Annotated in this window: 15 protein-coding genes; 4 read left to right on the forward strand and 11 right to left on the reverse strand. The window is 69.4% G+C overall.

All coding sequences use genetic code 11. The annotated features are described in order from the left end of the window. Positions 1-105: 105 nt before the first annotated feature. On the reverse strand, positions 106-738 hold the full coding sequence (locus JQX13_RS29505; protein WP_203402817.1) for a hypothetical protein: 633 nt from the start codon (positions 736-738) through the stop codon (positions 106-108). Positions 739-941: 203 nt separating this feature from the next. Next, positions 942-1829 carry a LysR substrate-binding domain-containing protein gene (locus JQX13_RS29510; protein WP_203402818.1) on the reverse strand — a complete coding sequence of 296 codons (888 nt, stop codon included), beginning with the start codon at positions 1827-1829 and terminating at the stop codon, positions 942-944. Positions 1830-1925: 96 nt separating this feature from the next. On the opposite strand from JQX13_RS29510, the gene JQX13_RS29515 reads away from it, so the two are divergent. Continuing rightward, complete coding sequence (locus tag JQX13_RS29515) at positions 1926-2735, forward strand: SDR family NAD(P)-dependent oxidoreductase (protein ID WP_203402819.1); 810 nt, start codon at positions 1926-1928, stop codon at positions 2733-2735. A 70-nt stretch (positions 2736-2805) separates the two neighbouring features. Here JQX13_RS29515 and JQX13_RS29520 read toward each other — a convergent pair whose 3' ends face one another. The 5 genes from JQX13_RS29520 to JQX13_RS29540 form a co-directional block, all read right to left on the reverse strand. Beyond that, positions 2806-3582 (reverse strand): thioesterase II family protein, encoded by a 777-nt coding sequence (locus JQX13_RS29520; protein WP_203402820.1) that lies wholly within the window; start codon positions 3580-3582, stop codon positions 2806-2808. Between the two features lie 156 nt (positions 3583-3738). Then, entirely contained in the window at positions 3739-4053 is a 315-nt protein-coding gene (locus JQX13_RS29525) for a hypothetical protein (protein ID WP_203402821.1), read from the reverse strand. Between the two features lie 190 nt (positions 4054-4243). After that, complete coding sequence (pbpC, locus tag JQX13_RS29530) at positions 4244-6607, reverse strand: penicillin-binding protein 1C (protein ID WP_203402822.1); 2364 nt, start codon at positions 6605-6607, stop codon at positions 4244-4246. Beyond that, positions 6597-12347, reverse strand: coding sequence for an alpha-2-macroglobulin (locus tag JQX13_RS29535; RefSeq protein ID WP_239015376.1), 5751 nt, complete (start codon positions 12345-12347; stop codon positions 6597-6599). Before JQX13_RS29535 ends, pbpC begins: the two co-directional genes overlap by 11 nt. After that, positions 12347-17626, reverse strand: a complete 5280-nt coding sequence (locus tag JQX13_RS29540; protein ID WP_203402824.1) for a hypothetical protein — start codon at positions 17624-17626, stop codon at positions 12347-12349. The genes JQX13_RS29535 and JQX13_RS29540 overlap by 1 nt, the downstream gene beginning before the upstream one ends. A gap of 349 nt (positions 17627-17975) precedes the next feature. Between JQX13_RS29540 and JQX13_RS29545 the strand changes: the two genes are divergently transcribed. Further along, positions 17976-18647, forward strand: a complete 672-nt coding sequence (locus JQX13_RS29545) for an HAD family hydrolase (RefSeq protein WP_203402825.1) — start codon at positions 17976-17978, stop codon at positions 18645-18647. A gap of 54 nt (positions 18648-18701) precedes the next feature. Here JQX13_RS29545 and JQX13_RS29550 read toward each other — a convergent pair whose 3' ends face one another. Then, on the reverse strand, positions 18702-19697 hold the full coding sequence (locus JQX13_RS29550) for a fatty acid desaturase (RefSeq protein ID WP_203402826.1): 996 nt from the start codon (positions 19695-19697) through the stop codon (positions 18702-18704). A 169-nt stretch (positions 19698-19866) separates the two neighbouring features. On the opposite strand from JQX13_RS29550, the gene JQX13_RS29555 reads away from it, so the two are divergent. Beyond that, a complete protein-coding gene (locus tag JQX13_RS29555; RefSeq protein ID WP_203402827.1) occupies positions 19867-20937 on the forward strand; it encodes a patatin-like phospholipase family protein in 1071 nt (356 codons plus the stop codon). Positions 20938-21099: 162 nt separating this feature from the next. Here the strand turns inward: JQX13_RS29555 and dsrP are convergent, their stop codons facing one another. From dsrP to JQX13_RS29570, 3 genes are read right to left on the reverse strand one after another with little or no spacing between them, the layout of a single operon-like run. Beyond that, positions 21100-22386, reverse strand: a complete 1287-nt coding sequence (dsrP, locus tag JQX13_RS29560; RefSeq protein WP_203402828.1) for a sulfate reduction electron transfer complex DsrMKJOP subunit DsrP — start codon at positions 22384-22386, stop codon at positions 21100-21102. 3 nt (positions 22387-22389) lie between these two features. After that, on the reverse strand, positions 22390-23295 hold the full coding sequence (locus JQX13_RS29565; RefSeq protein ID WP_203402829.1) for a 4Fe-4S dicluster domain-containing protein: 906 nt from the start codon (positions 23293-23295) through the stop codon (positions 22390-22392). After that, entirely contained in the window at positions 23288-23887 is a 600-nt protein-coding gene (locus JQX13_RS29570; RefSeq protein WP_203402830.1) for a cytochrome c3 family protein, read from the reverse strand. The genes JQX13_RS29565 and JQX13_RS29570 overlap by 8 nt, the downstream gene beginning before the upstream one ends. 258 nt (positions 23888-24145) lie before the next feature. On the opposite strand from JQX13_RS29570, the gene JQX13_RS29575 reads away from it, so the two are divergent. Then, positions 24146-24391, forward strand: a complete 246-nt coding sequence (locus JQX13_RS29575) for a hypothetical protein (RefSeq protein ID WP_203402831.1) — start codon at positions 24146-24148, stop codon at positions 24389-24391. The last annotated feature ends 1 nt before the right edge of the window (position 24392 follow it).

Consider the following 24392-nt stretch of genomic DNA (forward strand, 5'->3'; position numbering starts at 1 on the left):
ATTGTCCGGGCCTGTACTGGGAATGTGGAGGCTTCCCCCGAACCGGATAGGCGATAGAGCCGGGTCGATGTCAGAGAATTTGAAACGGCTCCGTCCTCACGGCGCTCAGAACACCTGGCCGCATTTCTCGATGATGAACGTACCGTTCTCCAGGAGCTCCTTTTGGAGCGCGGCGTCTCCTGGCTTCAGCTGACTGCGCGCCACGAGGTCTGGTTGTCTTCGAGAGCGCGCGTAGCACTCCTGCGCGAGCGCCGCCCCTTGCGCGCCTCCGTGGTCGAAGACGAAGAAGTCCGGATAGGTCTCGACGAAACGCACCGGGTACGTCTTGCCAACCCGTGGATGGAAACCCTCGACCTCGGGCGATTGCAGGACGTTCGTCTCGAGGAACTCGATGGGATGGAGCTCCTCGCTGCCCCGTCGCTTGAGGAAACCGACGAAGTTGTAGAGCCGCCTTTTATTGACGAACGTGCTCGAGGGTTCCTGGCGGGAGAGGACCACCTCTCCCTCCACCCCGTTGCGCTGGATCCAGACAGCCAGCGTGTCGAAGCCCGCCACCCCCAGGTAGACATACGCCGCCAGCAGGGCCACGAGGACCACGCCACCTGCCCTGGCGCGGGGGGCCGTTTTTCGGAGGAGTACCCCCGCCACCAGGAAGGTGAGAACCGCCACCGCGAACAGGATGCCGTAGTACTCGTGAACGAACTTCAGAACGGAGAACAGCCACTTGGATGCCATCATCTTTGGGTCAGTATCCAGGTTGCATTTCCTCGGGCCAAGGTAGCGGGTCGAACCTGGCCCTACAAGCGGGGCTGCCTCTATTCTCCCGGGCTGTCCTTGCTTCTCCTCCTTCGACGCTCCACGATGGAGAAGGGGAAGAAGGCGCGGTGATTGATGTTCCGGTAGTACGCCGCCAGATAGTGCTCGCCGCACCCGGGCCAGACTCAGACCTTCAGCATCTCGATCAACGCGCGCAGCGCCGCCGGAACGTGTCGGCGGCTCGGGTAATAGAGAAAAAAGCCGGGGAACGCTGGGCTCCAATCCTCGAGGACTCGGAGCATCCGTCCCTGGCGCAGGTGTTCGGCGACATGCGCTTCGACCGCGTAGGCGAGTCCCACCCCCTCCAGGGCAGCCGCCGTCATCAGGTCCGGATCGTCGAGCACGAGCGGGCCGCTGACGGCGAGGGTGTGTATTTCACCCGCACGCTCGAGCTCCCAGCGGTAGACCACTCCGCTGGAGATGTGGCGATAGCCAATACACCGGTGCTTCTTCAGGTCGGACGGGGTTCGCGGCGGTGCATGTTCTCTGAAGTACGCGGGTGAGCCGACAACCGCGGTGCGCATGTCAGGGCTGACCCGCACGGAGATCATCTCCCGCCCGACGTTCTCGCCGAGACGGATCCCCGCATCGAACCGCCGGTCGACGATGTCGACGAATCCATCTTCGACCGCCACCTCCAGCGTGACCTCTGGGTACTCTCGCGCGAACCGGCCGAGCATCGGCGCCAGCACCATCATCGCGGCCATCCGCGGCACGTTGAGCCGCACCGTGCCCGTCGGCCTGCCGCGGAAATCGTTCACGGTATCGACGGCTCTCGCGATGTCGCCAAAGGCTGGCGTGAGCTGTGAGAGCAGCCGCTCACCCGCCTCGGTCGGCGAGACGCTTCGCGTCGTCCGATTGAGGAGCCGCACGCCGAGCCGGGTTTCGAGAGCGCGCAAGGAATGGCTCAGGGTCGAGGGCTTCATGCCCAGCCTCGCCGCCGCGCGCCGGAAGCTGCGCTCCTCCGCGACGGCGACGAAGGCGGCTAGTTCGGCGAATTCGGACCCGCGCATTGATGGCTCCTGGCCATCAGTACATACGGAAGTCAGCGCGTTATCGCTAGCGGTCCCGCCGAATACCTTCGCCTCATCCATCGAACGGAGGCATCCATGTCCGGCATCACCGAACCGCGAACATCGCACGTCATCCACCCATCCCGCCGGCTCGAAGGCCAGGTCGCGCTCGTGACCGGCGGAGGCACCGGCATCGGTCGCGCCGCAGCGCTCGCCTTCGCCCGGGAGGGCGCGAGCGTCGTCCTGGCGGGTCGCCGTCAGACGGAGCTCGACGAGGTGGCGCACCGTGTTGAAGCAGAGGGCGGCAAGGCCCTCGCCATCTCGGCCGACGTGGCGCGCGCGGCGGACGTCGAGGCGCTCGTGGAAGGCACGCTCGAGCGGTTCGGCCGGCTCGACTGCGCCTTCAACAACGCGGGTATCCAGGGCGCGTTCGCTCCCATCGCCGACCTGTCCGAGTCCGACTTCGACCAGGTGATGGCCATCAACCTGAAGGGCGCCTGGCTCTCCATGAAATACGAGATCGCCGCCATGCTCCGGCGGGGCTCGGGCGGCGCCATCGTGAACACGTCGTCGTGGCTGGCCAAGGGCGCAGCGGTGGGTTCGTCCGTCTATTCGGCCAGCAAGGGCGCGCTCGACGCGATGATCCGGGCCGTGGCTCTGGAAGTCGCCGGCCAGGGCATCCGCGTCAACAATGTCAACCCGGGGATCATCGACACTCCGATGCTTCGCCGGTCCGTCGACGACGAGATGGCCAGGCCGTTCGTTGCGTTCACACCGGCCAGGCGCCTCGGAGAACCGGCCGACGTCGGCGACGTGGCCGTCTGGCTCTGCACCCAGGAGGCACGCTTCGTCACGGGTCAGTCGCTCCTCGTCGACGGCGGGTTCACGATCGCTGGGATGCGTTGATTGGCCAGAACCCGTCGAAGGATGTCATTCGAGCCACTCGCGCGACGATACACCGAAGGAATGATGGAGCTCAGCCGCCCTTTGCCGCCGGGAGCTGGAGATCCTCGACGATGGCCTTGTGCAGCCGGAGCCGCTCGGCCGAGAGGAAGAAGTGGTTGCCAGGGAACATGCGCAGGCTGAAGTCCGCGGTGGTCTGATGCCGCCACGCCTCCGCCTCCTGCTGGCTGACCTCCGGGTCCTGCAGGGCACCGAAGGAGGAGATGGGCACGTCCAGCGGCGGCTCGGGCTGGTACCGGTAGCTCTCTCCGACACTCAGGTCCGCGCGCAGCGCGGGGAGCACCGTGTCCCGAACATCGTCACTGGTGAGCACCTCCCGGGGGGTGCCGAACCGGGTGGCGACCTCCTCCAGGAACTCCGTATCCGGCAGGTGGGTGATGGGGGACGGGGGCGCTTGCCGGAGGTGCAGGGCGGGGCAGGCCGAGAGGAAGAGCCGGGTCGGCATGGGCCCGCCGTTGCGGCGCAGCCAGCGCGCCAGTTCGAAGGCGGTGATGCCGCCGAAGCTGTGCCCGAAGAGGGCGAAGGGGAGCTGCTTGACGAAGGGGAGCACCATGCCCGCCAGCTTCTCGAGCAGTTCGGGGAACCGGGTGATGGGGGGCTCGGCGCGGCGGGTGGCGCGGCCCGGCAGCTCGATGGGGCAGACCTCGACCGAGGCGGGGAGCTGGGTGGTCCACAGCCGGAAGATGGAGGCATCCCCTCCCGCGAAGTGGAAACAGAACAACCGCAAGCTCGCCTGCGGGCGTGGCACGGGGCAGGTAACCCAACGGCGATAGACGGGGGGTACGCGCATGAGGGTGACTTCCATGCTGCGGAGTGGAGGTGGGCCTCGTCAATACCCCCCCTTTGCACGCGGGGTCCCTCTCAGGTTCTGGTAGGCCCGGGAGGGGCCCCGGCCAGAACCCCGGCCCGCCGGGTCGCTCCTTCGACAGGGCCAGGGGTCTACGGGCTACGGGGTCGTCGCGCAGCCACAGCCGCACTCATTGAAGAACGTCGTCTCCCCCTCCTCGCAGACGAAGAGGATGGCGGCACACGTGGCCGGATCGCGCGAGACGTAGCGCAGGTTCGGATCCTTGTAGTCGCACTTCTTCCGCTCCTCGGTTTCCTCCACGCCTGCAACTGGCGTGGCCTCGGCGCCCTCCTGCTGCCGCACGGTGGAGGCGTCGGACTCCACGGCGGCATCCTCGGGCTGCGGACCACAAGCCGCGGTGAAGAGGCTGCCGGCGATGACGAGCGCGCCGATCGAGAGACGAAGCTGTGACACGGATGAACTCCTTTGCACGTTGATGGACCAGGACCGGCCCGGTCCGGCGCAAGGGTTCTCACGAGCCCACTCCGGCGCAAGGGGGCTTACGAGTCCACTCCGGCGCTCGTCTGTCTTGTCTTGTCCTCGAAAAGAAGATGCTTTGTTGAATCCGTTCCGGAGCCCCGGGGAGCCCCGCGTCCGCGGAGGGTCAATCTTCCACGATGACCGTCACCGGCTGGCTCACCTGGGGGCGGTGCACCATCGCCGCGGTGATGACGTGTTGTCCGGGCCGCAGGCTCCAGCGGAACTCGTGCGGATAGGTCACCGTGGCCACCGGCACCCCATCCACCAGCCAGACGATGGGTTCCGTGCTCGGTGTCACGTCCGCCGCCAGTCGCAGCGTCGAGGCCGAGGCCGGCGTGTCCGGATCGTAGAGCAGCCGCACCAGTCCCTTCGGCTCGCGGATGGCCACCCTGGGTTCCACCTCCTCGGGCCGGCTCGGGCAGAACGGGCTCTCCCGCAGCGGCGCGATGTCCAGGTGTTGCTTCCATGCCCACCGCTCGTACTCCTCCGGCAGGGCCAGCATCACCCGCGTCACCACCTCGCGCTCCGGGCAGGTGGGGCCCGCCAGCAGGCCATTGCGCCGGTCCAGCCGGACGCGTGCGTGGAAGGGGCACGTCTGTGTCGGGGCCGTGCCCGGGACGAACCACTCGCTCTTTCGGTGGGGGCACTCCGGCCCGGCCAGCCGGCCGGAGAGTGGGCACACGTCAATGGCGAGGGCGCCCGAGGGGGGCGGGAAGCTGTCGAGCACCGGCCGGTACGGGCGCCACCCGGGCATCACCGCATCGAGGATTTCATGCACCGCGCCCGCCGCGCCGAGCAGTCCGCCCACGCCGTTCATCCGGCGCCAGTCATGGTTGCCCACCCATACGACCACCAGCAGCCGATCGCTGAAGGCCGCCGCCCACGCATCGCGGTAGCCCTGACTGGTGCCCGTCTTCACCGCCACGGCGTAGGGGTAGTCCAGCGTGCTGCCCACGGGGAACGTCGGCCGCCGCGCCAGCGGGTCCGCGAGGATGTGGCGCACCAGCTGTGCCGCCTCGCGTGTCATCAACCGGCGCGAGGGCGCCATCGGCTCGTCGGCGAAGCGCCGCAGCGGGCGCGTCTCCCCCTCGTGTGCGAGCACCATGTACAGCCCCGTCAGTTCCTCCAGGGTGACGTGCAGGTTGCCCACCGCCAGCCCCAGGCCGTAGCGGTCCGGCTCGTACGAGATGCCTCCCACGCCCGCCTTCTCCAGGAAGCGCAGCGCCGGCTCCACCCCCACCTGCTCCAGCACGCGCAGGGCGGGGATGTTGCGTGAATTGCCGAGTGCCTCGCGCAGCAGCATGGGACCCAGGAAGGCGTGGTTGATGTTCTCCGGCATGTAGCTCCGGCCGTTCTCCACCCGTACGTCCATGGGCGTATCCGCCAGCTCCGTGGCGGCGGTGACGATGCCCTTCTCCAGGGCCAGTCCATAGAGGAAGGGTTTGAGCGTGGAGCCCGGCGAGCGCCGCTGCTTCACGAAGTCGATGGCGCCCCGGTGCTCCTCGTCGAAGAAGTCTCGCGAGCCCACGTACGCGAGGATGTCGCCTGTCTCCGTGTCCACCACCAGCGCGGCCGTATTGCCCGCTCCCGAGCCATCCAGTGGGTTGAGGTTGCGCTGGAGGATGTGCGCCACCTTCGATTGAATCTCCAGGTCCAGCGTCGCCGTGGAGATGGGTTGGAGACGGGCTCGGGCCAGCTCGCTCCACTCCAGCACCGCGTGCAGCGCCTCGGGCATGCGTTGGGGCCGGGGCACCAGTCCCAGGTCCGCCTGGAGGGATTGCTCCAATTCCTCGCGCGAGAGGGTCCCCTGTGCGTGCAGGGCCCGGAGGATGCGGTGGCTGCGCTTGAGGGCGCGCCGCAGTCCCTCCTGGGTGTATGGGTTCATCCGCCCGGGCAATTGCGGCAGGCCCGCGAGGAAGGCCGCCTGTGCCCAAGACAGGTCCTCCACCGGCTTGTCGAAGTAGAGGCGCGCGGCGCGCACCACCCCGTGCACCCGGTTGCCGTACGGCGCGATGGCCAGGTACTGGCGCAGCACCTTCTCGTGGCCGTGCCCGTGTACGAGCAGCAGTGCCTCCACCGCCTCGCGCACCTTGCGCCCCGCGGTGCGCTCCCCGGGCGTCTGCATCCGCGCCACCTGCATGGCCAGCGTGGACGCGCCGGAGATGACGCGCAGGTTGCTCACGTTCTGCTTCAGGGCTCGCGCCACCGACGGCAGGTACACGCCCGGGTGCTCGTAGAAGTGCCGGTCCTCGGTGATGAGCGTGGCCTGGACGATGCGCTCGGGCAGCACGTAGGGCACCGGCCAGTAGCCGAGCTCCCCGCCCGCTCCGGGCACCTCGCCCAGGTACGCGCCCCGCCGGTCCAGCACGAGGCGCGAGGGCTCGTAGCCGAGCAGCCCATCCTGGAGGCCGGAGGCGAACCACGCGCCCGCCGCCAGCACCACGGCGAGCGCCGCCGCCACCCGCCAGCGTGTCCTCCTACTTCTCATGCTCTCCCTTCACCACGATCCGCAGGCCCTCGCCGCGGCCTCGCACCGACTCGCGGTACATCAGCTCGGCGTAGGGCGCCGGGTGCACGAAGGAGCCCTCGGTGGCGGCGCGCACCCGGAAGTGGAAGGTGTGCGTGCCTCGCGGCATGTGCAGGAAGTAGTAGCGCACCTCGTTGTCCAGGCGTTGCACGTAGGCCGGGGTGAGGGAGTCCGTCTGCGAGGGCTTCGCGTCCGACGAGGCGTTCGCCAGCTCCGGGTTGAGGGGCTCGAGTCCCGCGGCGAAGGGCACCACCAGCGCCACGTGGTTGCGCCCCTCCTCGGTGACGATGCGCGTGTGTAGCTCCAGGATGTCGCCCACCTTCAGCTGTTGCACGTCTCCGGCCTTGTCCTCGAAGCGCGTCTCCTCGGAGCCGTCCGCGTGCAGCCAGGTGGCTCCGCGCGACACGATGAAACCCTGCTTGAGCGGAGCCACCCTGTCCCCCGGCGTGGATGGCACGTACCGGGCCTCCACGCGCATGCCCACGGGCCCGCCCTTCACCGTGGCCGTCAGGGTCGCGTCGCTGGCCACCTCCGCGCGGGCCGTCTTCGCGTCCTTGCCCACCTCGAGGGTGGCTCCCGAGGAGAGCTTCGCGGTGGTATTCGGCACCGCGGGCTTCGCCTTGGACAGGTACAACCCCAGCGCGCCGATGGCCCGCCTGTTCTCGAAGGTGCTGCCGAAGCCCGACTCCGCGCTCGCGTACGAGAGCAGTGCGTCGCGCAGTTGGTCCAGCCGCGGCTCGGCCGGGTCGAGCAGCACCAGCGCCTCGAAGACGGCCGCCACGCTCGAGGGCCGCGAGCTGAGATAGCCGTAGCCTCCCCACGCCTCGCGCCGCCACTCGAGGCCCTCGAAGACGGGCTTGCCGTTCTTGAGCTTGATGATGACGCTGTCCCACAGCTCCTTGCGCAGCACCTCCAGATTGGCGCGGTACACCGTGGCCTGGGTGGACATGGTCGTGGCCAGGTCCGCCAGGCTCTGGATGTCCAGGCGCTCGCGCAGCTGGAAGAGATCGATGAGGTAGTGCTCGTCCAGCGCGCCCACGCGGGTGAGGGCTCGCAGCGCCGCCGTCTGCTGGCTGTAGCGCCACTCCTGCACCAGCCCCGGGTAGTCGCTGCGCAGCACGCGCTTGAGTCCCTCCACCGCGCGGGTCTGCAGCTTCTCGTCCACCTTCAGCCCCGCGCGCCGTGCCGCGTCCAGGAACTCCACCGCCTGGGCCGTCACCTGCACGTCGCCCGGCCCTCCCGGCCAGAAGGCCATCAGGCCCTGCTCGTCCTGGTAGAGCTCCATCTCCTCCTGGAGCCGCTGCACGTTGCCGTTGAGCTGCTTGCCGAAGGGCGTGCGGATGCCCAGCTCGCGAAGCACCGCGGCCTGCGCCACGTCCGGGTAGAGCTGCGACAGCTTCTGCTCGAGGCAGCCATGCGGGTACCCGGCCAGGTACTCCAGGCCGGAGACCAGCTCCAGCACGCCGGGGATGGCGGTGATGAAGACGTCCTGCGAGGCGGTGCCCGGACGCGCCGGCTCGGGCAGCGGCTTGAGCGTGACGTTGCCCGCGTTCAGCGTGTCGAAGTACGCGAAGTGCTCCACCGTGCGGTCCGGCAGCACGGGCAGTTGGACCTCGAAGGCGTCTCCCGCCTTGTCCGACTTGCGCTCGATGTCCACACGCACCTGGAGGGACTGCGGCTCGGACACATCCGCGTTCTTCACGGTGATGGGGGTGACGAAGCTCATGGCCCGATTGGTCTGCAACTCCACGTTCTGGTTCAGCGGCTGGAGCTCCGCCGGGCCCGACACGCGCACCTTCACCGAGCCGGGTCCGCCATTGCCTTCCACCACGCGGCCCACCGCGCCGCCCCAGAAGCGATCTCCCTGGCGCACGAAGCGCGGGAGCTGCGGCTGCACCAGCACCGGCAGCCGCACGCGCAGCACCGTCTGCTTGTAGCCGAAACGCTGCAGCCCGGAGATGGCCACCGTGCGCACGCGGAAGTTGGTGAGGTCGTCCGACAGCGGCACCTGCACCGTCAGCTTGCCGGAGGCCGGCACCTGCAGCGTGGCCTGGTAGTAGGGCACCGTCTGGAAGTTCTTGCGCACCACGCGCTTGCTTCCGCCCTCCATCTCCTCGTCCTCGCTGCCGTCACCGCCCGGGTCTTCCTCCTGCTCGAAGAGCTTGCCCACCAGGCTGTTGCGCGTGTCGCGCAGTGTGGTGCCGCGCGAGTTCTCCTTGATGAGCTCGTCGAGCGGGTGGAGCGTCGCTTCCGGCGCGAGCGACAGCACGGCCTCGTCCACCAGCCACAGCGTCACCTCGCCGGCCAGCGGCTTGCCCTGGTCGTCCTTGAGCGTCAGCTCCACCGGCACGGTGACCCCGGGACGCGCCGTCTCCGGGTGTTTGAGCTCCACCGCCACCTGGTTGCGCACCGGCTCCACCTTCACGTCCACGGAGGCCCCGAGCGTCTGCGGCCGGTAGCGCGAGTCGTCCTTGTCTCCCTCGCCGAGCCGGCCGCGCATCAACAGCACGTGCACCGGCACGTTGGGGACGTGCTGGGAACGGATGGCCAGCTCGTGCACCGCCTTGCCACCGGACACGTCGTGCCAGGTGTAGGTATTGCCGCCCGGCTCCTCGACCACCACCAGCGCGCGGCCCTCCTGGAAGGGGCTCTGGATGATGAGACGCGCCGTTTCGCCCGGCTTGTACGACGTCTTGTCCGGGACGAGCCCGAAGACGCCCTGGCGCGACTTCTGCCAGGCGATGGGCGTCTGGCCTCCCACGTACAGGTCCGCCGTCAGCGTCTGCACGCGCCCCAGCTTGTCGCGCGCCACCAGCTCCACCACGTACACGCCGGACTCCTTCAGCTCCAGCGCGGGCGTGACGGGCTTCTCCTCCGTGGTGATTATCTTCTCCGCGAGCTTCACGTCCTCCTGCTCGGTGACGTATCTGGCCTCGCCGGTGGCGAAGTGCGTCTCGCGCAGCTGGCTGTGCCAGATGCGCTTGTAGAGGCGCACCAGCACCTCCTGGCCCTTCACCAGCTTGTCATCCACGCCCACGGCGATGAGCTCCGGCGTGAGCGTGAAGGGCTTGTCCGAGTAGCGCGGCAGCTTCATGCCCAGCACGAAGGGCGGCAGGGCCTTCACCTCCTGCGCGGAGGAGACGGGCTGGTTGTCCGCGCCGATGACGGTGGCCTCGAAGCGGTAGATGCGCGCCGAGCCGTCCAGGTCCAGCGCCGGGTTGACGCTCATCTCGTCGGCGCCGTTGTCGTCCAGCACCGCGTTGCGCGTCATGGTCTCCGGAGCGCGGCTCTGCCCCTCGCGGGCGAACTGGGTGCTGGAGGCGAAGAGGAAGCCCTCCCGCCCCTTGGGCACGTAGTAGTAGGGGCGGCGCGTCACCGTCCACGAGATGGGCTGCCCGGCCACGTTGCCGCCCGCGTAGTAGCGCGCCACCGCCTTCACCTTGAAGGGCCCGTCCAGGCGCGCCGTCGCGGGGCTGGAGAGCTGCACCTCGAAGGTGGGGATGCGGTAGGCCTCCACCTTGAACCCGCGGGTCGCGAGCGTCCGTCCCGTACGCACCTCGTCGAGCACCACCTGGTACTCACCGGTGGGCACGTCGTTCTCCTGGAACCCGGCGGAGAAGCCATACAGCGCCGTGAAGGTCAGCGGCAGGTTCCAGACCTGCTCCCCCGGCCCCTGCACCCGCAGCGAGTACTTCTTCGCGTCCTCGGGGGCCACGAAGTCTCCGCCCACCTCGTTGCGCAGGAAGCCCTTGATGTAGACCTTCTCGCCCGGCCGGTAGATGGGGCGCTCCGTGAAGAGGAAGCCGCGCAGCCCGTCGTTCTGGGGCGGAGGTGTCTGCTGCGTCAACCACTCCAGCCAGCCCGAGGACGGCGACCAGTGGTTGTTGGCGAAGGACGCCGGAGGCTCGCGGGGATCCAACACGAGCAGGTCCTCGCCGTTCCGCACGGTGACGCGCTCGATGCGCACCCAGTCCGGTTGGGGACCGAGGCTCGCCCGGCCTCCCGAGTCCGTGGTGAGCTCGGTCTTGAAGGGCTCCTCGCGCGTGATGTTCCGGTTGTTCGGGTCCGTCACGCGGCGATGACCCTCGAGCACGATGCGCGCGCCCTTCACCACCTTCGCCTCGTCCAGCGTGCGCACGAAGAAGACGGCCTTGTCCCGCTCCTCCACCGTGCTGAGCGAGAGGTTGGTGATCTGCACGCGGACGTAGGAGCGCTCGGGCGCGCCGGTGAGCCGCCTCAGTCCGACGAGGTACGTGCCCGGCCGCACCTTGCCCACCACCGGGTTGAGCAGGGGCGCCAGGTCCAGGCCGAAGGTGGTGGTGCCTCCGCGCTTGGGCAGGGGCAGGTCCACCAGCGTGGAGACGAGCGGCGAGCCCAGCAGCCGGATGTGCGATCTCAGCTCGTCCTCGCCGATGTAGCCGGGCATGGCCTTCACCTCGGGCTCCTCGCCCGGGAAGGGCGGCGCGCTCTCCTCGTTGATGACGATGGGGCGGTTGGGGAAGGGCCACAGGCCGGGGTGGAGCGGATCCACCCGGTAGATGCGCACGTCCGCTCGCGCGTCACCGTAACCCTGCAACGGCAGCATGCGCGGGCCCTTGGCCTCCATCACCGCGGTGGCCTGCATCCAGCGCAGGAAGGGGCGCTTGAAGTCCAGGTGGAAGAAGACCTGGAGGTCCCCTGGATCCCTCAGCGGCCGATCGCTGTCGTCGCGGATGGGCGCGGCGCCGATGCGCATGCGGTACAGCGTGTCCGGTACGAACCTGCCTCGCAGCGCCACGCGCGAGCCGTAGGACTGGAAGTGCAGGTCCGGCACCGCGGGCTCCAGCCGCACCAGCTTCTTGAGCGCGGTGAGCGTGAGGCCCTCCACCGGCGCGGAGAAGACGAGCTGCGGCAGGTCTCCCTGGTTGCCGCACGCGAGCGCCATGTCCCGGGGCGTGGAGGCGCCTCCCGTGAGAGAGAACAGGCTCGCGCCGCACTGCACCTTCTGGAGGTGGAAGGCGGGCCGCGTGGACAGCCGGCCCACCCACAGCACCTTGTCCTCGTCGCCCAGCGCGAGACTGACGTTGACGCGCAGCTGCTTGCCCTCGGGCACGTCCTCCTCGAGGGTGATGGCGTAGACGGCCTGCTCGCGCTGGCTGCCGCGCGGCAGTTGCGACAGCGTCCAGTCCTTCAGCACCCGCGTGGGCGAGTCCGCCAGTCCCGGCAGCTCCCTCACCTCCAGCCGGAGCATCTTGCGCAGCGAGTCGAGCGGCAGCGCCTGCGGGAAGGTGAGGGTGAAGGTGCGGAAGGGCCTCAGGTCCGTGCTGTCGGGCGACGGCGACATGCTCGAGGGCGCCGACATCATCGTGGTGAGGACCTTGCGCGCGCCGTTCGCCTCGAAGGAGAAGCGCGCCAGCGCGGGCCAGGGCTCGGCGGGGCGGAACTGGAGCGTCTTGCGGTCCGCCCAGAACCACTGGCCGGGCCACGAGGGCACCACCTTGAGCAGCTTCGCGCCATCATCGGCGCTCTGCTTGCCGGGCCCCACGTTGTCGGAGAAGTAGACGGTGACCGGATCGAACCCGCGCAGGAACTGGTCGGGGAGGAGCTTCACGCCCCCACCCTCGGGGCGCTGGCTCTCGTCGGCCGGACGGTACTCCTGGGCTCGCGCGGGGACGGCCGCGAGCAGCAGGAGCAGGCAGAGAACGGAGTTCACGAGGCGCATCACGGGTTGGCTCCGATGCGATTGAAGAAGTCACGCAGGTAGTCCTCGGGGACGTCGGTCCGGGTGCCGGCGAGTCCCACGAGGACGGGCTTGAAGGGGAGGGGACGCGCCAGTGTCTGGGGCGCGTGGATGGCGAGCAGGTACGTGCCCTTCTCCAGGGAGAGCAGTTGCTGGCAGCCCTCGCCCAACACGCGCTGGGTGGTGTCGAGCACGGTGCACTGGAGCAGCTCGGCGGGCACCTGCAGCCCCAGGCCGACGTTTCCGGCCGCTTCGGTGTTGAAGCGGAAGTAGCGCGTCTGGCCCGGCGCCACCCAGCTCTCTTCCTGGGAGACACCCTCGGTCAGCTCCTTCACCGGCTCGTGCGTCCAGGTGACGGCGCCGGAGAGGGGCTGGCCAGCGAAGCCACGCACCACCATGCGGTAGGTGCCGGCCTCGAGCAGCCGATCCAGGGCGCAGCCGCGCTCCAGGCCCGCCACCGCGAGCACCGTGGTGTCCCGGGTGAGGCCGCACACGCCCGAGTCGCCGCGCAGGTGGACGACGGCGTCGGCGGGCACGGTGAAGGTGCGCTCCAGGGTCGCGCCAGAGAGGCGCAGGGCCTTCGCGGCGGGCAGCTCGGGCACCTTCCCCTTGGAGGCGGGCGGCAGCAGGGCCGTGGCCAGCCCGGCCGCTGGCGCGAGCACCGCGCGCACGCCACCCGGGTTCGTCTCCAGCAGGAGGTTGCCGCCGTGGTTCGGAGGCACCTGGAGCTCACAGCCCTCCAGCCGCGTCCCGTCATCGAGCGCGGCCACGCACCGCTCCGCGCCCGTCACCTTCAGCTGGCGCGGGGCGTCCGACGTGCCGAAGTGCAGCAGGTGCTGGCCGGGCACGCGGGCCATGGTCTCGAAGAGGGTCGCGAGGGGCACGGACGGCTTCGCCGCTTCCACCGCGATGACTTCCGTCTGGACGCGGGACTCGGCTGGGGACCAGACGAACACCGCGCCACCCGTGCCGCTCAGGAGGCAGCGCGAGAGCGCCTCGCCCGGCGAGCACAGGTCCACCGCGGCGCCCTTGCCATCCACCAGCACGGCCCAGGCGCCCTGGGGGAGGGAGAGCTGCACGCGCACCGGCTCGTCGGGCATCACCAGGCGCAGGCCGGGCCCGCTGCTCCACGACAGCTCCTGGAGGCCGGGCGTCAGCGGCACGGACGAGGTGGGCACGGGGACGGAGCGCCGCGTGACGGTGGCCTCGCCCTTCTCGCCTCCGGGCGTCCACCAGCGCGCGAGTGACTCCTTCGTGGAGCCGGTCGCCGCGAAGCACACGGAGCTGCGCTGCTGGGCCACGCCCCCGTCCAGCCGGCACGCCGGGTAGGCCGGGTCGCCGAAGGGCACGCTCACACGCAGCAGGTGCAGGGCTTCCCGCTTCGTGCGCTGACGTTGGAGTGTGATCTCCCGCGTCAACGCGGCGCGCTCCTCTTCGACGTTCTCCAGTGTGTCCACTCGCTCGGAGAGGGAGAGCTTCGTCTCGGCGGTGGCGCCGGGAACGCCGAACACCCAGTCCCCGGCATTCAGCGATGCCTCGGGGCCGCACGGATTCAGGGGGCCCTGCTCGGACGCGGGCAGGCAGTAGACGCCGCGGCCCGTCGCGTAGCGGCCGGGCGCCGGCACCTGGGCGCTGGTGGCCTCACCCGCCGGAATCTTCCCCCCGAAGGGACGCAGGGGCCGCGCCGCCACGCCCGTGCTCACCTTGGTGGGCTGGCCCAGCGTCCACACGCGCACGCGCCAGGGCGAGGTGCCCGGTTTCAGCAGCATCAGGCACTCGCGGGTGTCCATCTGTCGCGACACCACCGCGCCACGCTCGTCCTCCAGCGCGCACGAGAAGGGCGCCCTGGCACGCAGGGCCACCTGCTGCAGCGCCTCCGCCGGCACGGGCGGCAACGTGGCTCGCACCACGCCGGTGCCCACGTTCAGCGTGCCCCCCTCGGCGAGCACTCCAGCGTCGGACACCTGGGCCAGTTTCACGGAGACACGGGTGGGGCCGGGCTGCTGCGTCTGGCTCTCCAGCACCAGCGTGTAGCCGCCCCTGGGGAGCGGCTCGGCGATGGCGCAGTTCCAGTCCGCGCCGTGGTCCGAGCTCTCCACCACGAGCCGCCCCGAGTCATCGAAGAGGCGGCAGCGCACGTCCGTGCTGCCACGCGTGAAGAGGCGCAGCGTGCCGTCCTCGGACAGCACCAGGGGGATGCGGCCGGGGACGCTCACGTCCTTGGCCATGGGAGGCGCGAGCACCTCGGTGCGCAGGTACAGCGCGTAGGAGATGGCCACGTCCCCCCGGCTGTGCTCGGCCACCAGCCTGTAGCGTCCGGGCTCGAGGGTGAGGGACTGGCCCTCGGGGGCCGGTGCGTTCGCCGCTGGCAGCGGCTCCACGAGCGCGGTGGGCGCGCTCTCCTCCTCGAGTGACTCGTAGGATTCGGAGGACTCCTCCGAGTACTCGTCGGAGGACTCATAGGACTCCTCCGGCGTGGGCTCCGGCTCGGGCGGAGGCGGCGGGGGAGGGGGCGTGTACGTCGTCTGAGGGGCGATGACCTCGACGGGCTTGAGCGCGCCATCCGCGGCGACGGCGTAGAGCCGCCCCTGCATGCCGTGGGTGAGCGTGAAGGCCACGTCCATCCGCGCCGGCACCTCGAAGGAGAACTCATCCTTGCCGTCCTTGCCGAGAGCCGCCCGGTACCACTTGTTGAAGAGCACCGCGTGCGTCTTGTTGCCCGAGAGCACCACCGGGGGCTCCACGCGCTCCAGCGCGGTGCGGCGCATGGACTCCACCGTCAGCGGGAGCTGCGTCCACAGGTACGTGCCCTTGCCGAGCCTCAGCGTCTGCTCGCAGGGCGTGGGCACCGTCACCACCGGCCAGCCCTTGGCGTCGTCCAGGCGGCACTGGAGGCTCGCGCCCGGCGCGGCGGAGGACAGCGTGTAGTCATTCGCGCGGGGCACCGTGAGCCGCTGCTGGATGAGGTCTCCCGCTGCGACACGGAAGAACGCCTCGCCGTCGGCGGTGACGCCCTCGGCCGTCTTCACCTCACGCCGCTCGAGCAGCACGCCGCCTCGGCCCCTGCTCTGTCCCGTGGTGCTCGCGGTGAGCAGGTAGCGGCCCGGCCGCAGGTAGGTGGACACGAGGCAGTTGCGCCCGCGCCCGCCGCCGTTGGCGCTGCCCACCTGCGGCACCACAGGCGTGCGGATGCTGCACGCGGTGGACAGCAGGCCCAGCGTCGTCACGTGGTAGAGGCCCTCCTTCTTGACGTCGAAGGTGAGCGAGTGCGACTGCCCGCGCTCGAAGTCGAACCAGGCGGGCTCGGAGGGTTTCAGTGCGGGAAGGGGCGGGAAGGTCGGCGAGTACGCACTCAGCGGGGGCAGCGGCGGCGCGGGCGGCGCGGGCCGATGCACCAGCAGGTTGATGGACGCGTTGCCCGCATGGCTGAGCGTGAGCGTGCCGCCCGTGGACGGCAGCTGGCAGCGCCCCTCGCGCGCCTCCACCCGATTGCCGCCCAGGGTGCAGGTGAAGGGCTCGCCACCGGACGAGCGCACCTCGGCGGCGCCACCCTGGGCCAGGGGCAGCTGAAGTGGGCCCGGACCGTCGAGCACCACCGGCAGGGGCTCGGAGAGGGCGAGGGGGAGCGGGCGCAGGACGAGGCCGCGCATGGAGCCGCTCGTGCTCCGGTTGGCGACGATGCGGTAGGCGGCGCCCGTTTCCAGCTCCACGTCTCGCATGAGGCACGACGTGCGGGTGGGGGTATCCACCTGGGGCTCCTTGCCCTCGGGGGCCAGCGTGAGCCGCTCGATGCCCTCGGTGCCGCCGTACAGCTTCAGCTCGTACACGCCGGGCGAGGCCGTATAGGGGAGCCGGCACGTCTGCGCCTTCGGATCCGTCTCGACGAGGCGGGTGCGCCGGGCGCCATCCACCAGGTACAGCTCGCAGCGGCCCTTCCGGTCCCCGCTGGTGGAGAAGACGTAGCGCCCGGAGCGCGTCACCCGGAACCAGACGGTGGCGGTGGCGCCGTCGTAGTTGAACGCGCGGCGGAATGGGCGCTCGGGGCCCACCTCGGGCATGTCGGCGTACGAGGTGGGGACCCAGTTCCCGCTATTCCAGCTCGAGGCCCCGGGGACCCACGTCTCCAGCATGCACCCCAGGGGCGTGCTGTCCGGGTCCAGTGGCACTTCGTGCAGGCCCACCAGGTACTCGCCGGAGGAGGGCGCGTTGAAGCGCGGCATCACCGAGCCCGCGCCGTAGCTGCCGTCCGTGAAGGTGTCATCCGTCTCCAGAGGGGCCCACTGCAACATCAGCCTCGTCCCGGGCTCGCCGCGCAGGAGGGCCACGTGACGGCCCTCGCCGCGCACCGTCGTGCCGCACTGCGGGACGAGCGCCTTGCCCTGAATCTGGCAGCCCGCCTCGGCGGAAGAGACGTTGCTCGCGCCCTCGGGGGAGAGCGGATGCACGCTCACGCGGCTGGAGGACTGGGCGTTGCCCTCGCGCGACAGGAAGAGGGCGGAGGGCCCCGGGGGCAGCTCCACGGCGGACAGGCCCCAGGGCGGGAGGGTGACGCTCAGCGAGCGGCCCGCGGGCACCGCCGGGAAGCCGTAGGCCACGGAGAGGGTGTTGTCCTCCTGGCCCTCGGTCCACTCCTTCGGGGCCGTGCCGTAGGTGGTGAGCAGGTAGGTGCCCGGGTCGAGCATGGCCTCGAGCCACCACTCATATTGGGGTTGTCCCGCGCGCGGCTGCGTGGAGGCATCCCTCACCTCGACGGGCTCCAGCCATGCGCCGTTGCGCCACAGCCGTACGTCTCCAGCGGTGCGGCCGGAGACACGCAGGGTGACGGGCTGGCGTTCGTCGAGCTGGAGCCAGAAGGAGGCCTGGTGGCGCGGGGCGAGCACCTGGCGCACGTCACGGCCCGGCTCCAGCCGCACCGGCTGGGCGTTGTCCTCCGTATAGGCCACGGCCCTGAGGTCCACCTTGCCCTGGGTGCCCTTGCCCTTCGTGTTCGAGGCCAGGCGCAGCTTGTAGGTGCCCGCGTCCAGCAGCAGGTCCAGCTCGCAGTTGGCGCTGCCCGCGGCGCCACTGCTGGCGAAGGGGCCACGCACCTGATCGACGATCTCGCAGGACGTCCCGGCCGGGGTCCGCGCGGTGATGACCACGCGCGAGGCGCGATCGAGAGTGACGAGCGTCTCCTGGTTGCCGCGCGCCGGGACGGACGCGGGCGAGATGCTGACGGCGTGCAGCACCAGGAGGGAAACCGACAGCGGTGTGAGGAACATGAAGGCCTCGGAGAGAGGCGCCGCGCGGGGATGGGCGCGGCCAGGCGATTTTCCATAGCAGCAATCGTCAGGCCACCCCAATGCGGCCCCGGTAGGACGCGGAGTGCGCCAGTAGGACGATGAGTGCGGTCGTGGGGACGCGCCGTCGTGGCCCGTTGCCCGCGTCGTTCCGCCAGACCCTCGGTGTCCCAATCACTCCTGCCTGCTCGCCGGGGGGCGGGGAGGACGGGCGCGAGCTCCTTCAAGAGGTGGGCGGGGACCTCCGCCAGCGTTTCCCGGCCAGGGCTCGGACTTTCTGGTCCGGCGGCAGGCGTTTGGAGTGCGCAGCTTGCTTGCGGAGGATGTTGCGTTGCCCAAGGCGATTGTCTTCGAGGTGGATGGAACGCTGGTGGACACCAACGTGTTGCGCGCGCGCGCGTGGCAGGAAGCGCTGGCGCGTTACGGGCGTCAGGTGCGGCTGCCTCGAGTGCTCGCGCAGATGGCCCGCAACGGAGACCAGTTCCTGTCCGTATTCCTCCCCGAGGACGAATACGAGCGTTACGCCGAGGAGCTGGCGAGTTTCCACCGCGCCCTCTTCCACGAGCAGTACCTCTCCCAGGTGCGGCCCTTCACCGGAGCCACCGAGCTGCTCCAGCACCTGCGCGACGAGGGGTGGAAGATCGCCCTGGCCTCCACCGCGGACCCCGACGAGCTGGAGCACTACATCGAGCTGCTCGGGGCGGAGGGGCTCATCGACGCGAGCACCACGGACGCGGAGGTGGACCACACCCGGCTCAGCGAGGAGATTCCCGCGGAGGCCATCCGCCTCCTGGGCCTCGATGGGACGGACGACACGCTGACGATCTCCGGCCTGCCCTACGACGTCGAGGGCTCCGTGCGCCTGGGGATGAGGAGCATCGGGCTGGTGTGCGGCGGCTTCTCGGACGAGGACCTGCGATCCGCGGGCGCGCTCGCCGTGTTCGGCACACCATTGGATCTGCTCACGCGGTATTCCGAATCGCCGCTCGCCCTGGACAATTGACGGGGGAGCGAGCGGGGCCCTCCAGCATGAGGGCCCCGTCGGTGCTCCACCCCGTCACGCCGCCTTGGAGGCCTCCTCGGCCTGCACCGTGCCGTCTCCCGAGCCGCCGCTGCGCGTCATGCGGCTGTAGAGCGACAGGGACGGGTCGAAGAGGAACTTCAGCCACAGCGCCGTCCACGAGCGGTGATAGTGCAGCGACTCATAGAACTCGGGGGCGAGCTGGCGCACCTTGGGCAGGCGCGTCCAGGGCACGCGCATCACGTCGTGGTGCTCGTTGTGGTAGCCGACGTTGAATGCCACCCAGTTGAGGGGCCCGTAGTACGAGTACGTCTCCTGGGGCGGCTTGACGAGGAAGTGCTCCTGGATCCACCGGGCGCCCAGCGGGTGCAGGCCGATGGCGAAGATGGACGACAGGAACATGTAGATGAGCGCCCGGGGCCCGAGCAGCGCATAGCTCGCGCCGATGAAGGCGAGCTGGATCGTCATGTTGGCGATGTACCAGCGGTCGAAGAACGGTACGCGCCGCAGCCTCGGCACCCGCATGGCCTGGAAGGCCCAGAAGTTGAGCTGCCAGAAGGCCTTGCCGAAGAACGAGTTGCCAATCAGCTTCGCCTCCCACGGGGTGGCCAGGTCCGCGTCCAGCTCCACGTCGCCTTGGAAGCGGTGGTGGATGAGGTGGTACTTGCGGAACGAGGCGGCCGCCGGGAAGAGGATGGGCAGGTTGGTGAAGAGCTGCAGCGCGGCGTTGAGGCGCGGGCTGCGGAAGACGAGGTTGTGGGTGCACTCGTGGATGAGCACCCACAGGCCGTGATCGATGAAGGCGCCGACCAACCAGGCGGTGGCCAACAGCGCCCACCAGGGCGAATCTCGTAGGGCCCAGGCAATTGCCACCTGCCCCGCGACCAGCAGCAGGACGAACACGGCGGTGATGGGAGTGGGACCGCACAGATCCTTGATCTCGGGGTGCGCGCGCAGGATGGCGCGGGCTCGCTCGAGGTGCGGCTCCTTCTCCGTGCTACGGGCAAACTCCAGGGGGCGCGACTGACTCAAGACGCTTCCTTTCGACATACGAGGTGGGGGGCGCGCGCAGCTTCTCACAGCCCTCGTGCTCGACGCTACGCGTCATTGCAACCCCCCGTCATTCCAGGGTGAAGGCCTGTTCCCAGGTGGAAGAATTGAACCTTGGAAAAAAGAGCGGCATCTCTATATCCCCCCGGCCATGAAATCGAGCCTCACCCTCCTGGCTGGTCCCGACGCGCTGCGGCTGATTCGCGAGCGCGGCCTGCGCGCGGACGACATCGACATCCTGCCCGGGGCCTCGGGCGGTCCGAAGTGGCTGGTGCTGGCCGGGCTGGATCGGGTGCTGTTCGGTGAGTTCCTCCAGGCTCGTACCCGCCCGCTCCACCTCATTGGCTCCTCCATCGGGAGCTGGCGGCTGGCGTGCCTCGCCCTGAAGGATCCCGTGGCGGCCCTGGATCGGTTCGCGGAGGCGTACGTCGAGCAGCGCTACCCGCCCAAGCCCTCCACGGCGTTGGTGAGCACCACCAGCCAGCGCATCCTGGACGCGGTCCTGGGCCCCGAGGGGGAGGCGCAGATCCTCGGCCACCCGTGGGCGCGGCTGCACGTGCTCACCACCCGTTGCAGGGGCCTCACCGCCAGCGAGCAGCGCCATGCCCAGTTGTTGGGGCTCACGCTCGGCGCCCTGGGCAACCTGGTGAGCCGCCGCACCCTGGGGCTCCATATGGAGCGCGTCATCTTCCACAGCGCGGGGGACACCAGCCCGTTCACGGGACTCGCGGACCTCCCCTCCGTCCACCTGCCCCTGACTCGGGAGAACCTGCGCCCCGCGCTCCTGGCCTCTGGGTCCATCCCGCTCGTGCTGAGTGGGGTGCGCATCCCCGGCGCCGGGGTTGGCATCTACCGGGATGGCGGAGTGATTGATTACCACCTCGATCTGGAATTCGGCCCGGGGGAGGGATTGGTGCTCTACCCGCACTTCTACCCGTACGTGGTGCCCGGCTGGTTCGACAAGTCGTTGCCCTGGCGGCGCGCGGGGCCCACCAACTTCCGCCGGGCGCTGCTCATCTCTCCGTCACCCGAGCTCGTCGCGCGCCTGCCGAATGGGAAGATCCCGGACCGGGATGACTTCGTCCGCATGCCGGACACCGAGCGGCTGCGCGCCTGGCGTCAGGTGTTGGCCGAGAGCGAGCGCATGGGAGACGAGTTCCGCGAGCTGCTCGCCAGCGGGAAGCTGGCCGAACGCATCCAGCCGCTCAGTCCTCCGAAGTAGGTCCTGTCAGGGGTGAGCCTGACGGTTTCATCTCCGCGACCGGAGGGACTCGTGGAGCGTTCGCAAGTTCCCTCTCCCCTCGGGAGAGGGTCAGGGTGAGGGTATCCGAGCCCGTTCTTCAATCCGTGGCACACGGTGTGGACAGGGGGGTTCAACCCGGGTTCACCCGATACCCTCACCCCGTCCCTCTCCCGGAGGGAGAGGGGAAATGTGCCCGAGTTCGGCGTGAGATGCGGCGAGCTGTCCGCTGAGCACCGGGAGCGCCACCTTCACCGCCACCGTCAGCACCATCAGCCCGAAGGCCCAGATGCCCGCGGTGATCTTCCACTCGGTGAGCGTGGGCACGTACTCCACCACCTCGTGCAGGGTGCTCGGGACGAAGCCGGGGATGATGAGGCCCATTCCCTTCTCGATCCACACGCCCACGAAGGCCAGCGCGCACGCCAGGTTGAGCAGCCCCACGTGACGCCGCGTGGCCGGCAGGTGCACCACCACCGCCGAGGCGATGTTCAGCGCCACCGCCGTCCAGATCCACGGGACCAGCGCGTGGTGCCCGTGCGATCCGAAGAACAGGTAGCGCACCGCCGTGGCATGGGAGCCACCCGTATAGAACGCGGTGAACAACTCCGAGCCCAGCATGAACAGGTTGAGCAGCACCGTCACCCGCATCACCGAGGTCAGCGTGCGCAGCGGACCCTCGCCGATGGGCAGCCCGGTGAAGCGCCGGATGGCCTGGAGCAGCACGATGACGAACGCCGGGCCCGTGATGAACGCCGACGCGATGAACCGCGGCGCCAGCAGCGCCGAGTTCCAGAACGGTCTCCCCCCGAGCCCGCTGTAGAGGAACGCCGTCACGCTGTGGATGCTGATGGCCCAGAAGATGGAAAGGAAGACGAACGGCAGGTACCACTGCTTGCGCGGCTTGCGCCCCAGGAAGCGCATGTAGATGAGATAGCCGCAGATGTGCAGGTTGATGACCAGATAGCCATTGAGCACCACCACGTCCCACGTGAGCATCGACACCGGCCAGTTGAACCGGCCAATTCCTGGCATCAGGTGCCACGCCCGCTCGGGGTGCCCCATGTCCACCACGATGAACAGGAGACACACGAAGATCGCCGCCACCGCGAGCAGCTCGCCGATCAGCGTGACGTCGTGCATCTCATGGTCGTGGTACAGGTACGCGGGGATGACCATCATCACCGCGCCCGCGGCCAGTCCCACGCCGAAGGTGAAGTTGGCGATGTACAGGCCCCACGAGACGTGGTCGCTCATCCCCGTGAGCGCCATGCCCTCGGCGAGCTGGTGCGCATAGGCGTTGGCCCCCACCAGGGCGATCGCCGTGAGCACCGTCATCCACGTGTAGAAGCGCCAGCTCCCGTCGGTACTCATCCACAGGAGCCGTCCCAGGAACCGCGGGTAATCGAGCAGGTGACGGGAAGCAGCCATGGCTCACTTGTCGAAGAAGTAGAAGAAGCGGGGCCGCGTCCCGAGCTCTTCCTTGAGCACGAAGACGCGTTTGTTCTCGAGCACCCAGCGGATGGGGCTCTTGGGATCCAACAGGTTGCCGAACACCCGCGCCCCCGTGGGGCACGCCTCCAGGCACGCCGGCAGCCGTCCCGCCCGCGTGCGGTGCAGACAGAAGGTGCACTTCTCCACCACGCCCTGCGGACGGATGCGGTTGGAGAGGTAGCCCTGGTCCGGGTTGATCTCCTCGGCGGGTATCTCCGGCTTCGCCCAGTTGAAGCGCCGCGCGTGGTACGGGCACGCCGCCTCGCAGTACCGGCAGCCGATGCACCAGTTGTAGTCCACTACCACCACCCCGTCCGCCTCCTTCCACGTGGCCTGGACGGGGCACACCTTCACGCACGGCGCGTTGTCGCACTGGTGGCACTGCACCGGCAGGTAGTACTTCCCCTCGGCCGGCACCGGATGATCGTAGTTCGCGTTGCCGTGCTCCAGGTCCAGGCTGCCCTGCTGCATCTCCAGCACCCGGATGTACGAGTTCCCCGTGCGCCGGTCGTGGTTGTTCTCCTGGTGGCACGCCTCGGAGCACTTGCGGCAGCCGATGCACACGCTCAGGTTGAGCGCATACCCGAAGGACACGCCCTCCTGCGGCGGGAGGTCTCGGATGTCCACGTCGCGCCCGTACTTCCGCTTCGTCTCCTCCTTCAGGTGGACGAGGATCCGCCCCATCTCGTCGCGCGTCAGCTCCTTGTAGTGCTTCTGCAGGAACTCGCCGACGCTCAGGTCCTTGGACCACTCGGTGAGCGGTGCCATCGCGTGCGCGAAGGCCGCGGCTCCGAGCGTGGCTCCGGCGCCCTTCATCACGGTACGGCGGGAGACGGTGTCACTCATGGTCTCGGCTCTCCTTCGTGCCCGGCTCACCGTGGGCGGACGGGTCGCGCGGAGGCATCACCGGATGCCCACCCGCGTACTTCGGCGTGTGCGGGTCGTGGCAGCTCACGCAGTTGTTCCTCGTGCGATCCCCCCGGGAGAGATCCCAGTACCCCGTCATGCCGCCGTGCGCCCCCGCCTTGAAGTCGCGGTACTGCGGCCCGTGGCACTGCGCGCACAGCGTCACCACCTCCGTCATGGGCAGCGGCTCGCCCGTGGCCAGGTGCAGCGTGCGCGGCGCTTCCGCCTGGTGGCACGAGGTGCAGGCGAGCTCTCCGTGGCGGAACTGGAGGCCCTGGTGGAACTCCTTCAGCTCCTCGGGCCGCGAGGGCATGGGCTTCGTTTCACGCAGTGAGTGGCAGCTCTCGCACGAGACGCGGAGCGGCCGGCCCAGGGCATCCTTCCGATCGCTCTCCACGGAGGTGAGCTTCGCCGGTTGCAGGAGCGTCTCCCTTCCGGTGGGGGCTCCCGGGGGCGGTTGGAAGCGCGCGGGTTGGTCCTTCCCGCAGCCAACGACAGCCAGCAGCAGGGCGGCGAGCGCCGGGCGCATCATTCTGTAGAGGTGGTTCTCCACGGCGGCCAGCCCAAAGCAGCGCCCGTGCCAGCACGTCTCGTCCCGGGGCTTCCTTCGAGGAGGCGGGGCGGGACGCTCGCTCGCCCATGAAAAACCTGCATCACGCATACTGGTTTGCGCGCAGGCTTTGCGCCGGGCCCGCGCCCGGGTCTCCGCGTCATGCAGGGAGGGAAGGGGAGTGCCGGGGTGGTCCGCCTCTTGCTCCAGGGGGCCGTGCCCCGAATGGACGGAGCCTGCATGCCTATCAGTAGCCTGGTGCTCACCCTCGACGCGTCTCCCCAACTGAGGGCGCTCGCGCTTTCCGAAGTCGCCCGAGACCCGCGCATCACCGTGGGTCCTCCTTTGGAGGAGCGCTGGCTGCCCGTGGTGACCGAGACCGCCAGTCTCTCCGAGGGCGAGTCGCTCGCCGCGTCCCTGAGGGAGCTTCCAGGAGTGAGCTTCGTGGATGTGGTGAGGGTGGACTTCTCAGAGGAGGAGCGCTGAG

This window comes from Archangium violaceum (assembly GCF_016859125.1).
In the GTDB taxonomy this organism is placed as follows: Bacteria; Myxococcota; Myxococcia; order Myxococcales; family Myxococcaceae; genus Archangium; species Archangium violaceum_A.